The sequence below is a fragment of the Streptomyces kronopolitis genome, assembly GCF_050953795.1.
Taxonomy (GTDB): domain Bacteria; phylum Actinomycetota; class Actinomycetes; order Streptomycetales; family Streptomycetaceae; genus Streptomyces; species Streptomyces kronopolitis_A.
The window spans coordinates 7,611,514-7,627,451 of the sequence record NZ_CP191850.1; the positions used below are offsets into that span (position 1 = coordinate 7,611,514).

Annotated in this window: 1 protein-coding gene; it reads left to right on the plus strand. The window is 71.8% G+C overall.

What is annotated here, in order from left to right; translation table 11 throughout:
* The first annotated feature begins 63 nt into the window (after window positions 1-63).
* Entirely contained in the window at window positions 64-15,903 is a 15,840-nt protein-coding gene (locus ACQP17_RS33485; RefSeq protein WP_433860076.1) for a type I polyketide synthase, read from the plus strand.
* Window positions 15,904-15,938 lie beyond the last annotated feature (35 nt).

Here is a 15,938-nt window from a genome sequence, read left to right on the forward strand (position 1 = left end):
ATGATGGAGAGCTGACCAATGGCCACGTCCGCGGATCAGATCGTCGAAGCCCTCCGGGCCTCGCTGCGGGAGAACGACCGGCTGCGCAAGCAGAACCAGCAGCTGGTCGACGCTGCCGGTGAACCCCTCGCCATCGTCGCCATGAGCTGCCGCTTCCCCGGCGGCGTGCAGACGCCCGAGGAGTTCTGGCAGCTGCTCGCGAACGGCACCGACGCACTGTCCGACCTCCCCGCCGACCGCGGCTGGGACCTGGGCGCACTCGACGCGACGACCACCCGCGGCGGCTTCGTCCACACCGCCGACGAGTTCGACCCGCAGTTCTTCGGCATGAGCCCGCGCGAGGCCCTGGCCACCGACCCCCAGCAGCGGCTCCTGCTGGAGGTGTCCTGGGAGGCCCTGGAGCGGGCGGGCATCGACCCCATGACGCTGCGCGGCAGCCGGACCGCCGTCTTCGCGGGCTGCAGCAACCAGGAGTACGGCTCCGGGCTGCGCGGCAACGTCCCCGAAGGCGTCGAAGGGCACATCCTCACCGGCACCACGGGCAGCGTCGTCTCCGGCCGGGTCGCCTACGCCCTCGGTCTCGAAGGCCCCGCCGTCACCGTCGACACCGCCTGCTCCTCCTCCCTGGTCACCCTGCACCTGGCCGCACAGTCCCTCCGGGCCGGCGAATGCGATCTGGCGCTCGCGGGCGGCGTGGCGGTCATGTCCACCCCGGCCGCGTTCGTCGAGTTCGACCGGCAGGGCGGACTCGCCCGCGACGGCCGCTGCAAGCCGTTCTCCGACGACGCCGACGGCACCGGCTGGGGCGAGGGCGCCGGCATGCTGCTCGTCGAGCGGCTCTCCGACGCCCGCCGCAACGGCCACCCCGTGCTCGCCCTGCTGCGCGGCAGCGCCCTCAACCAGGACGGCGCCTCCAACGGCCTGACCGCCCCCAACGGCCCCGCCCAGCAGCGGGTGATCCGCTCCGCGCTCACCGGCGCCGGACTGTCCGCCGCCGACGTGGACGCCGTCGAGGCCCATGGCACCGGCACGACGCTCGGCGACCCCATCGAGGCGCAGGCGCTGCTCGCCACCTACGGCCAGGACCGCCCGGACGACCGGCCGCTGTGGCTGGGCTCGGTGAAGTCCAACATCGGACACACCCAGGCGGCCGCGGGCGTGGCCGGCGTGATCAAGATGATCCTCGCCCTGCGGCACGGCGTCCTGCCGCAGAGCCTGCACGCCGCCCGTCCCTCCACCCACGTGGACTGGTCCGCGGGCCGAGTCCGGCTGCTGACCGAGGCCGTGACCTGGCCGGAGACCACCCGGCCGCGGCGCGCCGCGATCTCCTCCTTCAGCATCAGCGGCACCAACGCCCACACCATCCTGGAACAGGCCCCCCAGGACTCAGACCGCACACCGGGGGACGGCGCCGCACAGCCCACGGCGGACGGCGAAGAGGCAGCGACGGACGCCACGGACGCGAACGACCCCTCGGCGCAAGGGGGTTCGGCCTCCGAAGCCACCCCGCCCGCCACCGCGGACCGCCTTCCCCACATCCCCTGGGTGCTCTCCGCCCGCAGCGCGGACGCCCTGCGGGCACAGGCCGGCCGGCTGCGCGCGCACCTGGACAGCCACCCCGACACCGACCCCTACGACCTGGCGTACTCGCTCGCCACCTCCCGCTCGGCCTTCGAGCACCGTGCGGTGCTGCTCGGCACCGACCCGGCCGAACTCCGTGGCGAGCTGACCACATTCGCCGAGGAGGGCCCGCACGCCGCGGGCGCCGTCAGCGGCACCCCCCTCCGCGGCAAGACCGCCTTCCTGTTCACCGGCCAGGGCGCCCAGCGCCTGGGCATGGGCCGTGAGCTGTACGCGACGTTCCCCGTCTTCGCCGAGGCCTTCGACGCCGCCTGCGCACACCTCGACCCCGAGCTCGAACGGCCGCTGCGCGACACCGTCTTCGGCCACGACCCGGCACCGCTGGACCAAACGGGCACCACCCAGCCCGCGCTCTTCGCCGTCGAGGTGGCCCTCTTCCGGCTGCTCACCTCCTGGGGCGTCAAGCCCGACGTCGTCATGGGCCACTCGATCGGCGAACTGGCCGCCGCACACATCGCCGGCGTGCTGTCCCTCCCGGACGCCTGCCGTCTGGTGGCGGCCCGCGGCCGGCTGATGCAGGCGCTCCCGCCCGGCGGCGCCATGGCTTCCCTCCAGGCCACCGAGGGCGAGGTGCGGCCGCTGCTCGCGGACACCGCGGACCGGGTGAGCATCGCCGCGGTCAACGGCCCCGACGCCACCGTCATCGCGGGCGACGAAGCCGCCGTGGACGCCCTCGCCGGCCACTTCCGTGACCTGGGACGCAAGGTCTCCCGCCTGCGGGTCAGCCACGCCTTCCACTCGCCTCTGATGGACCCGATGCTGGCGGAGCTGCGCGCCACCGCCCGCGACCTCACCTACCGGCAGCCGCAGATCCCCCTCGTCTCCAACGTCACCGGCCGCCTCGCCACCGCCGACGAACTGTGCAGCCCCGACTACTGGGTACGCCACGCCCGTGAGGCCGTGCGCTTCGCCGACGGCGTCCGCGCCCTCGCCGACCGCAACGTCACCCGGCTCGTCGAACTCGGCCCCGACGGCACCCTCACCGCACTCGCCGCGGCCTGCCTGCCCGACGGCGACCGGCTGCTGACCCCCCTCCTGCGCAAGAACACCCGCGAAGCCCTCAGCCTGCTCACCACGGTCGGCAGGCTGCACACCGCCGGCGTCCCCCTCGACTGGGCCGCCCTGCTGCCCGGCGCCCGCCGCGTCGACCTGCCCACCTACGCCTTCCAGCGCTCCCGCTACTGGCTGCACGCCCCCGCCCCCGAGGACACCCCCGCCGCCCGGCCGGCCGACTCCGCGTTCTGGACCGCCGTCGAGCAGCAGAACCTGCCCGAACTCGCCGACAGCCTCAGCCTCGACCGCTCCCTCCTCGAACCGGTCGTCCCCGCACTCGCGGCCTTCCACCGCGACCAGCAGCAGCACTCCACCGCCCGCTCCTGGCGCTACGCCGAACACTGGGAGCCCGTCGACCCCGGCCCCGCCGCCACCGCACCGGCCCACTGGCTGCTCGTCCTCCCCGCCACGGACCCCGAGCGGTACCGGAACGTCGCCGACGCCCTCACCACCGCACTCGCCGCGCACGGCGCGACCGTCACCACCCTGAGCCTGCCGCCGGACGCCGACGCCGACCACATAGCACAACGCCTCGACGAAACCCGCGCCCCGGACCACGGCCCCGACGAGCTGAACGTCCTCTCCCTCCTCGGCCTCGGCACCGCCCGCCACCCGCAGCACCCCGACACCCCCGCCGCCCTCGTCCTGACCGGCGCCCTCATCCAGGCACTGCTGCGCACCGACGCCCCCGTCCGGCTGTGGACCGCGACCCGGGGCGCCGTCAGCATCGGCCGCTCCGACCCGCTCGGCGCCCCCGAGCAGGCCACCGTCTGGGGCCTGGGCCGCAGCGCCGCCATCGAACACCCCGACCACTGGACCGGCCTGGTCGACCTGCCGGAACAGCTCGACGAACGCGCCCTGGACCGCCTGTGCGCGGTGCTCCACGGCCCTGCCCACGACACCGGCCACGACACCGCCCACGACAACGAGTTCGCCCTTCGCGCCTCCGGACTCTTCGCCCGCCGCCTGGTCCGGGCGCCCCGCCCCGAGCAGCCCCGCGACTCCTCCGCCTGGACGCCGGCCGGCACCACACTGATCACCGGCGGCACCGGCACCATCGGCTCCGCCCTCGCCCGTCAACTGGCCCGCGAAGGCGCCGCCCACCTGCTGCTCATCAGCCGCCGTGGCCCCGACGCCCCGGGCGCCGAGGACCTCGTCGCCGAACTCACCGCACTCGGTACCCGCACCACCCTCGCCGCCTGCGACCCCGCGGACCGCGACGCCCTGGCGCGCCTCCTCGCCTCCCTCCCCGAAGACCAGCCCCTCACCAGCGTCTTCCACACCGCGGGCGTCCTCGACGACGGCACCCTCGCCACCATGGACGCCGCACGGTTCGCCACCGTGCTCCGCCCCAAGACCGAGGCCGCCGCGAACCTCCACGACCTCACCCGCACCCACGACCTGACCGCGTTCGTCCTTTTCTCCTCCATCGCCGGCACCCTCGGCGCGGCCGGCCAGGCCAACTACGCGGCGGCCAACGCCGGCCTGGACGCCCTCGCCCAGCACCGCCGCGCCCACGGCCTGCCCGCCACCAGCATCGCCTGGGGCCCCTGGGCCCACGACGGCATGGCGGCCGACCCCACCCTGCGCGCCAAGCTCAGCCGCGCGGGCCTGCCGCCCATGGAGCCGGACACCGCACTGGTCGCCCTGCACCAGGCACTCGACCAAGGCGAGACCCACCTCGTCATCGCCGACATCGACTGGGACCTCTTCCCCGCCGGCCGCAACGCGCTCTTCGGCAAACTGCCCGAAGCCGCCGACCGGAACCCCGGCCACGACACCCCGGCCGACGACATCCGCAGCGTCCTCGCCACCCTGCGCACCCCCGCCGATCAGGAACAACACCTGCTCCGCCTGGTGCGCCGGACCACCGCAGCCGTCCTGGGATACCCCGGCCCCGACGCCGTCGACACCACCCGCACCTTCCAGGAACTCGGCACCGACTCCCTCACCGCCGTCGAACTGCGCAACACCCTCTCCACGGCCGTCACCCTTCCGCTGTCCCCGACGCTCGTCTTCGACTACCCGACCCCGCCGGCACTGGCGCGCCACCTGCGCGCCGAACTCCTGGGAGACCTCGGGGAGCAGCACACCGCCGCACTCGCGCTCCCCGTGCAGGCGGCCGACGAGCCGATCGCCATCGTGGGCATGGCCTGCCGCTACCCCGGCGACGTACGGTCACCGGACGACCTCTGGCAGCTGATCGCCGACGGCGGCGACGCCATCACGCCCTTCCCCGACGACCGCGGCTGGAACATCGACGCCGTCTACGACGCCGAGTCCACCTGCCCGGGCACCAGCTACGTACGTGAGGGCGGCTTCGTCGCCGACGCCGGCGACTTCGATCCCGGCTTCTTCGGGATCTCCCCCCGCGAGGCCCTGGCCATGGACCCCCAGCAGCGGATGCTTCTGGAGATCTCCTGGGAAGCCGTCGAACGGGCCGGCATCGCGCCGCTGTCGCTGCGCGGCAGCCGCAGCGGACTCTTCGTCGGCTGCAGCTACCAGGGCTACGGCTCGGGCGCCGTCGAGATGCCCGACGACCTCCTGGGCCATCTGCTCACCGGCAGCTCCGGCGCCGTGGTGTCCGGCCGCGTCGCCTACGCGCTGGGCCTGGAGGGCCCCGCGGTCACCGTGGACACGGCGTGTTCCTCGTCGCTGGTCGCCCTCCACCTGGCGGTGCAGTCGCTGCGCTCGGGCGACTGCGACCTCGCCCTGGCCGGCGGGGTGACCGTGATGTCCACGCCGGGCGCGTTCATCGAGTTCAGCCGGCAGCGCGGTCTGGCCGGCGACGCCCGCTGCAAGGCGTTCGCCGAGTCCGCCGACGGCACCATCTGGGGCGAGGGCGCCGGTGTCGTCCTGGTGGAGCGCCTCTCGGACGCCCGGCGCAACGGCCACCGGGTCCTCGCGGTCGTCCGCGGCAGCGCCGTGAACCAGGACGGCGCCTCCAACGGCCTCACCGCCCCGAACGGCCCCTCCCAGCAGCGGGTGATCCGGCAGGCACTGGCCGGCGCCGGGCTCTCGGCATCCGACGTCGACGCGGTCGAGGGCCACGGCACGGGCACCACCCTCGGCGACCCCATCGAGGCACAGGCACTCCTGGCCACCTACGGCCAGGACCGCGACGCGCACCGCCCGCTGTGGCTGGGCTCCGTGAAGTCGAACATCGGCCACACCCAGGTCGCGGCAGGTGTGGCAGGCGTCATCAAGATGGTGGAGGCCCTCCGGCACGGCATCCTGCCGCGGACCCGGTACGCGGACGAGCCGACCTCGCACGTGGACTGGTCGGCCGGTCACGTACGGCTGCTGAGCGAGGACGTGCCCTGGCCGGACGCGGACCGCCCCCGCCGCGCCGGCGTCTCGTCCTTCGGCGTGAGCGGCACCAACGCCCACGTCATCCTCGAACAACCCCCGACGGACGAGACCGGGGACGGAACCGAGGGCGAACTCCAGGACGGAACCCAGGACGGAACCCAGGACGGAACCCAGGACGGAAGCCCGGACGCGCCCGCACCGGCGGCCCTCGCGCCCTGGGTCCTGTCCGGACGCAGCGAGGCGGCACTCAGGGCACAGGCCGAGCGCCTGTCGGCCCATCTGCACGCCCACCCCGAACTGGACCCGCGGGACGTGGGATTCTCGCTCGTCACCACACGGTCCCCCTTCGAACACCGGGCCCTCGTGCTCGGCCAGGACCGGGAAACACTCCTCGACAGCGTCCAGGCCCTCGCCGACGGCGCACCACGGAGCAACGTCGTCGAAGGCATGGCCGCCTCCGCCGGCGGCCTGGCCTTCCTGTTCACCGGACAAGGAGCCCAACACCCAGGAATGGGACGGGAGTTGTACGACTCCTTCCCCCTCTTCGCGGATGCCTTCGACACGGCCTGCGCACACTTCGACGGTGAGCTGGAATCGCCGCTGCGCGAGGTGATGTTCGGCGACGACGCCGAGGCGCTGAGCCAGACGGCTTTCACTCAGCCGGCGCTGTTCGCCTTCGAGGTGGCGCTCTTCCGGTTGATGGAGTCGTTCGGCGTCCGCCCCGACTTCCTGGTGGGTCACTCCATCGGAGAGTTGGTGGCCGCGCATGTGGCGGGGGTGCTCTCGCTGGAGGACGCCTGCCGCCTGGTCGCCGCCCGCGGTCGCCTCATGCAGGCACTCCCCGAGGGTGGCGCGATGTTCGCGCTGGAGGCCGACGAGGACGAGGTGGTGCCGCTACTGGCAGACCAGGACCAGCGGGTGAACATCGCCGCGGTCAACGGTCCGCAGTCCCTCGTGCTCTCCGGCGAGACGGCGGCGGTGACGGCCATCGCCGACCATTTCGCCTCCGAGGGCCGGAAGTCCAAGCGACTCATGGTCAGCCACGCCTTCCACTCCCCGCTGATGGAGCCGATGCTCGACGAGTTCCGCACCGTCGCCGAGAGCCTGACATTCGAGGCACCCCGCATCCCGGTCGTCTCGAACCTCACCGGCCAACTCGCCACGCCACACGAGCTGATGTCCCCCGACTACTGGGTGCGGCATGTCGCCGGCGCCGTCCGCTTCGCCGACGGCATCCGCCGGCTCGTCGAGAACGAGGTCACCCGGTTCCTGGAGATCGGTCCGGACGGCACGCTGACCGTGATGGCGCAGAGCTGCCTCGGTGACGACACGGGCACGGACCATCTCCTCGTCCCCGCCCTCCGCAAGGGCCGTCCCGAGGTGACGGGACTCCTCACCGCACTCGGCCACGCCTGGGCACACGGCGTCCCCGTCGACTGGGCCACCCTCTTCGCCGGCACCGGCGCCCGACAGGCCGACCTGCCGACCTACGCCTTCCAGCACCAGCGGTACTGGCTCCAGCTCGCCCACACCGACGCCACGAACCTCGGTTCCGCGGGACTCCAAGCAGCCGAACACCCCCTGCTCGCGGCCACCATGACGCTCGCCGACTCCTCCTCCCTGGTCTTCACCGGCCGGCTCTCCGCGCAGCACCACCCGTGGCTCGCCGACCACGTCGTCGACGGCTCCCTCCTCGTCCCCAACACGGCCTTCCTGGAACTCGCGCTCCGCGCCGCCGACCAGGCCGGCAGCGACCAGGTCGAGTCGCTCACCATCGAGGCCCCGCTGGTACTCCCGGCCCACGAACCCGTCCAGCTGCAGATGCGCATCCAGGAGCCGGACATCTACGGCACCCGCGCACTGACCATCCACTCCTGCCGCATCGGGAGCACCGGTGCCGCGCAGGAACCCTGGATCCGGCACGCCACCGGCCTCCTCGGCGCGGGCGAGCACCGCGAGACCTTCGACTTCGCCGTCTGGCCCCCGGAAGGCGCCCGGCCCGTCCCGACGGACGGTCTCTACGAAGCCTTCGCCGACGCAGGAGTGGCCTACGGGCCTTCCTTCCGCGGGCTGCGCGCCGTATGGCAACGTGACGCCGACCTCTTCGCCACGGTGGAACTCGCCGAATCGTCGGACGCCTCGTCCTTCGGACTGCACCCCGCCCTGCTGGACACCGTCCTCCACGCCCTGGCGCTCGAAGCGGACGAGACCGCCGCCCTCGGACAACTGCCGGTCTCCTGGCAGAACGTGAAGCTGCACGCCTCCGGAGCCACCGTCCTGCGGGCACGCATCTCGGCGCATGCGGGCGACGAGGTGTCGCTCCAACTCGCGGACGCCGTGGGACAGCCGGTGGCCGAGATCGCAGCCCTCACCCGCCGGCCGATGACGGCGGACACCTTCCACCGCGCCTGGCAGGGCAGCAGCCACTCCGATGCCCTGCACCGGGTCGACTGGACCCGCCTGCCCGAAACCGCCGTGGACCCCGTCGACCTCGTGGGCGACAGCTCCGACGGCCTTCCCGGACTCGTCGATTTCCACGACCTCGGCTCCCTGCCGGACGACGCCCAGCCCGGTTTCGTCGCGCTGCGCCTCGACGCCCGCACCGACGACTCCGCCGTGACCCCGGCCGCCGCCCGGGACGCCGCGCATCGGGCCCTGGCCTGCATTCAGGAGTGGACGGCAGCCGAGCGGTACTCCGCGGCGCGCCTCGTGGTGGTGACACGGAACGCCGTCCCGGCGCAACTGCGGCGGCCCGACCCCGCCCAGGCCACGGTCTGGGGCCTCGTCCGCGCCGCACGCATCGAGCACCCCGACCGCTTCGTGCTGGTCGACGTCGACGGCACCGAAGCCTCGCAGGCCGCGCTGCCGGCCGCCCTCGCCTCGGGAGAACCCGAACTCGCCCTGCGGAACGGCACGGCCTATCTGCCGAGGCTCAGCAGCAACATCCGGCGCGATGAACTGTCCGTGCCGGGCCTGCCGCAGGACGGCTGGAGCCTTGAGACCGCCGATGAGGGCACGCTGGAGAGCCTGCGCCTGGTGCGGCGCCCCGAGACGTCGGAAGCCCTGGAGCCCGGACAGGTGCGCATCGCGGTCCGTGCGGCCGGGGTCAACTTCCGCGATGTGCTGAATGTCCTCGGCACCTACCCGGGGGACGCGGGCGCGCTGGGCCTGGAGGGCGCCGGCGTCGTGACCGAGACCGGCCCCGGTGTCATCGGCTTCGCCCCGGGTGATCGGGTGATGGGGTTGTTCCCGTCTGCGTTCGGGCCGGTGGCGGTGGCGGATGAGCGGATGGTGATCCGGGTTCCGGAGGGGTGGTCGTTCGCGCAGGCGGCGTCGGTTCCGGTGGTGTTCTTGACCGCGTACTTCGCTCTGGTGGAGTTGGGTGGAGTACAGGCGGGTGAGTCTGTGCTGGTGCATGCGGGTGCGGGTGGTGTGGGGATGGCTGCGGTGCAGTTGGCGCGGCATCTGGGTGCGGAGGTGTTTGCCACCGCGAGTCCCGGTAAGTGGGGCACGCTGCGTGCGTTGGGTCTGGACGAGGCGCATATCGCCTCGTCGCGTGATTTGGATTTTGAGGGGTCGTTCCTGGCGGCGACCGGTGGCCGGGGTATGGATGTGGTGCTGGATTCCCTGGCGCGGGAGTTCGTGGATGCTTCGTTGCGGTTGTTGCCGCGGGGTGGTCGTTTCCTGGAGATGGGTAAGACCGACATCCGTGACCCTGAGCAGGTGGCTGCCGGATTTGAGGGTGTGCGGTATCAGGCGTTCGATCTGATCGAGGCGGGGCCGGATCGGATCGGGGAGATGTTTGCGCAGGTGCGGGAGTTGTTCGAGGGGGGTGTGTTGGAGCCGTTGCCGGTGTCGGCGTGGGATGTGCGGAAGGCGCCGGAGGCGTTCCGGTTCCTGAGTCAGGCCCGGCATGTGGGCAAGGTGGTGTTGACGATGCCGGTTCCTCTTGATGGTGAGGGGACGGTGTTGGTCACGGGTGGTACGGGTGGTTTGGGTGCGTTGGTGGCGCGGCATTTGGTGGCCGAGCATGGGGTACGGCATGTGTTGCTGGCCAGCCGTCGTGGTCCGGATGCTCCTGGTGTGGGTGACCTGTGTGGGGAGTTGGCGGGTCTGGGTGCCGAGGTGGCGGTTGCGGCGTGTGATCTTGCTGATCGGTCGGCGTTGAGTGGGCTGTTGGAGTCGGTTTCCAAGCAGCATCCGCTGACCGCTGTCGTCCATACCGCCGGTGTGCTGGACGACGGCATGGTGACCTCGCTGACGCCCGCCCGCATGGACGCGGTGCTGGCGCCGAAGGTGGACGCGCTGGTGCATTTGGACGAGCTGACGCGCGGAGCGGACCTCGCGGAGTTCGTGGTGTTCTCGTCGGTGGCGGGCACCTTCGGCAGTGCGGGCCAGGCCAACTATGCGGCGGCGAATGCGTTCGTGGACGCCTTGATGTGCCGGCGCAGCGGGTCGGGACTGCCCGCCAGGTCGCTGGCCTGGGGCGCCTGGGCTCCGAACGCCGGCATGACCGGTGAACTGACCGAAGCCGACCTGCAACGCATGGCCCGCGGCGGCATCACGCCCTTCACCGAGGAGCGGGGCCTTGCGGCCTTCGATGCCGCCCGGCACACGGCCGTGCCCGTGGTCGTCCCCGTCCAGTTCAATCACACGATGCTGCGGGAGCAGGACGTCGCGGGCGTTCTTCCGCCGCTCATGCGTGGCCTGTTGGGGAGGAGTGCGCGTCGTACGGCTGCCTCCTCGACGGTGGCGCTGTCACCGGCGGACGCCCTGCGGTCCCGGCTCGCCCGGTTGTCGGAGGACGAGCGGCGAGCCGCGCTCCTGGAACTCGTGCGCACGCAGTCGGCACTCGTCCTCGGACACCCGGGCCCCGAGGCGATCGAGCCCACCCGCGACTTCCGCGGACTCGGCGTCGACTCCCTGACCGCCGTGGAAGTGCGCAACCAACTGCAGGCGGCCACGGGGCTGCCGCTGCCCGCCACGCTGGTCTTCGACTACCCGTCTCCGCTGGTGGTGGCCCGCTACCTGGAAGAAGCGTTGTCCGACGGGGACGAGGCGGCTGCTGCGGGAGCCGTGATGCCGACGGCGGCGGCACTGTCGGATGACCCGGTGGTGATTGTGGGGATGAGTTGTCGGTTCCCGGGTGGGGTGGGGTCGCCGGAGGAGTTGTGGGGGTTGTTGGTTGAGGGTGGGGATGGTGTGGTGCCGTTCCCGGTGGATCGTGGGTGGGATGTTGAGGGTTTGTATGACCCTGAGCCGGGTGTGCCGGGGAAGGTGTCGACGCGTGCGGGTGGGTTTTTGCCGGGGGTTGATGGTTTTGATCCTGGGTTTTTCGGGATTTCGCCGCGTGAGGCGGTGGCGATGGATCCGCAGCAGCGTTTGTTGTTGGAGGCGTCGTGGGAGGCGTTTGAGCGGGCGGGGATTGTTCCTGGTGTGTTGAGGGGTTCTCGTACGGGGGTGTTTGCGGGGACGAATGGTCAGGATTACACGGGGTTGTTGGTGGCGTCGGGTGAGGAGGATTTGGGGGGGTATATCGGTACGGGTAATGCGGCGAGTGTGGTGTCGGGGCGGTTGTCGTACACGTTTGGGCTTGAGGGTCCTGCGGTGACGGTGGATACGGCGTGTTCGGCGTCGTTGGTGGCGTTGCATTTGGCGGTGCAGTCGTTGCGTGCGGGTGAGTGTGATGTGGCCTTGGCGGGTGGTGTGACGGTGATGTCGACGCCGGGGTTGTTTGTGGATTTCAGTCGGCAGCGTGGGTTGGCTGCTGATGGTCGGTGTAAGGCGTTTTCGGATGCTGCGGATGGTGCGGGGTTTTCCGAGGGTGTGGGTGTGTTGGTGGTGGAGCGGTTGTCGGATGCGCGGCGTCTTGGGCATCGGGTGTTGGCTGTGGTGGCGGGTTCTGCGGTGAATCAGGATGGTGCGTCGAATGGTTTGACGGCGCCGAATGGTCCGTCGCAGCAGCGGGTGATCCGTCAGGCGTTGGCCGGTGCGGGATTGTCGCCGTCGGATGTGGATGTGGTCGAGGCACATGGCACGGGTACGTCGCTGGGTGACCCGATCGAGGCCCAGGCCCTGCTGGCGACCTACGGTCAGGACCGGAGCGGGGAGCAGCCGTTGTGGCTTGGTTCGGTGAAGTCGAACATCGGGCACACGCAGGCGGCTGCGGGTGTGGCGGGTGTGATCAAGATGGTGTTGGCGCTCCAGCACGGTGTGCTGCCGCGGACGCTGCACGTCGATGAGCCGTCCTCGCACGTGGATTGGTCGGCGGGCGATGTGCGGCTGCTCACCGAGGCCGTGGCGTGGCCGGAGGGGGAGCGGCCCCGTCGGGCGGGTGTGTCGTCGTTCGGCATCAGCGGCACCAACGCCCACACGATCATCGAAGAAGCTCCGGCGATCGACGACACGGCGGAGAGTGCGGAAAGCCCGAAGCCGCTCAAGCTGCCGGCCGTGCCCTGGGTCATTTCAGGACGTGACGAGGCCGGCCTGACGGCACAGGCGCACCGCCTCCTGGCACACCTCGAACGGTTCCCGCTCGATGCCTCCGACGATGTGGGCTACTCCCTGGCCACGTCGAGAGAGATATTCGACCACCGAGCCGTGCTTCTCGTCGACGATCACGAGACGGCCGTACAGGGGCTGACCGCGCTGGCCGAAGGCCGAAAGGCCGGCGGAGTCGTACGCGGCGAGAAGGGCCACGGGCGGACCGCATTCCTGTTCACGGGGCAGGGGGCGCAGCGACTGGGCATGGGCTGGGAGCTGTACGACACCTTCCCGGTCTTCGCGGACGCCTTCGACGCCGTATGTGCCTGCTTTGACGGCGAGTTGGGGTCGTCGCTCCGGAGTGTGGTGTTCGGTGACGACGCGGAGGCGCTGAATCAAACCGCTTTCACCCAGCCGGCGTTGTTCGCGATCGAGGTGGCGCTTTTCCGGCTGGTGGAATCGTTCGGCGTGCGGCCGGACTATCTGGTGGGTCATTCCATCGGAGAACTGGCGGCCGCACATGTGGCGGGCGTGTTGTCGCTGGAGGACGCCTGCCGTTTGGTCGCGGCCCGCGGCCGGTTGATGCAGGCACTCCCGGCGGGCGGCGCGATGGTCGCGCTTCAGGCCACCGAGGACGAGGTGATGCCGCTGCTGGAAGGGAGGGAGCAGCAGGTGAGCATCGCTGCGGTGAACGGTCCGCAGGCGGTGGTCGTTTCCGGTGCGGAAGCGGCGGTCGCGGAGATCGCCGGGCATTTCGAGTCCGAGGGCCGGAAGGTGAAGCGGCTGCGGGTGAGTCATGCGTTCCATTCGCCGTTGATGGAGCCGATGCTGGCGGAATTCCGGGCGGTCGCGGAGGGCGTGTCGTTCGCTGAGCCGCGCATTCCGGTGGTCTCGAATCTGACCGGTGAAATCGCCGGGGCGGGAGAATTGGCCTCCGCTGAATACTGGGTGCGCCATGTGCGGGAGGCGGTCCGATTCGCCGACGGCGTGCGGTGGCTGGAGCGGCAGGGCGTGTCCCGGTTCCTGGAAATCGGGCCGGACGGGACGCTGACCGCCATGGCGCAGGCCTGTGCCGAGCGCCCGGAACTGCTCCTGCTGCCCGCGCTGCGGAAGGACCGGCTGGAGTCGGAAGCCCTGGTGGCGGCGATCAGCGGCATGTTCGTCAGGGGGGCGGAGGTGCAGTGGGACGTGCTCTTTCCCGGGGCGCGGCGGGTGGATCTGCCCACGTACGCGTTCCAGCACGAGCCCTTCTGGCCGAGCACCCCGGCGACGGGGGCGAGCGCCGTGGCGGTTCAGCCGGCGGATGACGGGGCCGCGTGGTTCTGGGAGGCCGTCGAGCGCGAGGACCCGGATGCCTTGGCCGGGGAACTGGAGATTGCCGGGGACGCCTCGTGGGACGAGGCGCTGAGCGCCCTGTCGACGTGGCGGCGGCAGCAGCGTGAGCGGTCGGCGGTGGACGGCTGGCGGTATCGCGTGCAGTGGAAGCCGCTCGGTGCGGCGGCCGGCGAGAAGCCGTCCGGGCGCTGGCTGGTGGTGGTCCCCGAGGCCGCGACGGAGTCGGGCTGGGCCTCTTCGGTGCTGGAGGGCTTGGCTGCGTGCGGGGTCCAGGTCGAGCGGGTGGAGTGCGGCCCGGACGTGGACCGGGTTGCGCTGGCCGAGCGGTGTGCGGAGTTCAGCGGTGAAGCCGTCGCGGGTGTGATGGTGCTGCCGAGCGGCGTGGCGGGGGAGATCACTCGTGGGGTGCCGGCGAGTGTGTGGTGGACGACCGTGGTGGTGCAGGCGCTCGGGGACGCGGGTGTCGGCGGTCGTGTGTGGGTGGTGACGCGGAGGGCTGTTGCCGTCGGCGGTCCGGATGCCGCACCGGACCCGGTCGGCGCGGCGGTGTGGGGCCTGGGCCGGGTGGCGGCGCTGGAGTTCCCGGATCGGTGGGGCGGTCTGGTGGATCTGCCGGAGGCCGTGGAGGGCGGGGTGCTCGACCGGCTGGCCCAGGTCCTCGCGCACGGCTCCGAGGATCAGGTGGCCGTGCGGACGTCCGGAGCGTTCGGGCGGCGGCTGGTGCATGCGCCGGCTCCCGCCGTGGACGTGGCCGGCGGTTGGCGGCCGCGGGGGACGGTGCTGATCACGGGCGGTACCGGCGCGCTCGGTGCTCGGGTGGCGCGGTGGGCGGCCGAGCGTGGTGCGGACCATGTCGTCCTGACCAGTCGCCGGGGCCAGGAGGCTCCGGGGGCGTCGGAGCTGGCGGCCGAGTTGTCGGCGCTCGGTGTGCGGGTGACCGTGGCGGCCTGTGACGTCGCGGATCGGGAAGCCGTGCGGGAGCTGCTGTCCGGGTGCTCCATCGATGCCGTCGTGCACGCCGCGGGTGCGGTGGATTCGGTTTCCCTGGGCGACGCGGAGGCGGAGCATTTCGCTGAGGTGATGGGGGCGAAGGTCGCCGGCGCCGTGGTGCTGGATGAGGCGCTGCGCGATCGGACGCTGGACGCCTTCGTGGTGTTCTCGTCGATCGCCGCGGTGTGGGGGAGCGGTGGCCAGGCGGCCTATGCGGCGGGGAACGCCTTCGTCGAGGGGCTGGTGGAGGCCCGGCGGGCGCGAGGTGGGGCGGGCTGTGCGGTGGCATGGGGCCCGTGGGCCGGCGGCGGGATGGTCGCCGCGGACGGCGCGGAGGAGCACTTGCTGCGGCGTGGGCTGAGGGCGCTGGACCCGGCCCTCGCGGTGTCGGCTCTGGAGTCGGTCACCCGTGCCGGTGAGGGGTCGGCGGTCGTGGCGGACGTGGAGTGGGAGCGGTTTGCCCCTGCGTTCACCAGCGCCCGTCCGAGTCCGCTGCTGGCGGACCTGCCGGAGGTCGCCGACGCCGTGGGCGGCACGGCCACGGAGGCGGACGGGGGCGCGGGGCGGTCCTTCGTCGACCGGCTCGCCGGAGTGTCCCCGGTGGAGCGCGCGCAGGCCGTACTCGATCTTGTACGTGGCCACACCGCTGCCGTTCTCGGGTTCCGGGAGATGAAGGCCGTGGAGCCCGTCAAGGCGTTCCGGGACCTGGGCTTCGACTCGCTCACCGCGGTCGAGCTGCGGAACGGGCTGAACGCCGAGACCGGGATGCGGCTCCCCGCCACCCTGGTCTTCGACTACCCCACGCCCCAGCTTCTCGCGGAGCATGTACACGACACCCTGTTCGGCGCCGCGGACGCCGAGCCGGAGGCCGCCGTACTCGCTGACCTGGAGCGTCTCGCCAGCGCGATTTCAGGATTTTCCCCAGAGAACGCCGCCAGGGGGCTCGTCGAGGCCCGTCTTCGGAGCATCCTGTCTGAGCTGGGCGGGGCGGCCGAGGCCGATGCGAAGTCCGCCGTGTCCCAGCAGCTGGATGCGGCCTCGGACGACGAGATCTTCGATTTCATCAATCAGGAGCTCGGCCGTTCCTGAACGCCGCTGGTGAACCGTTCCGGTCTACAACGTAT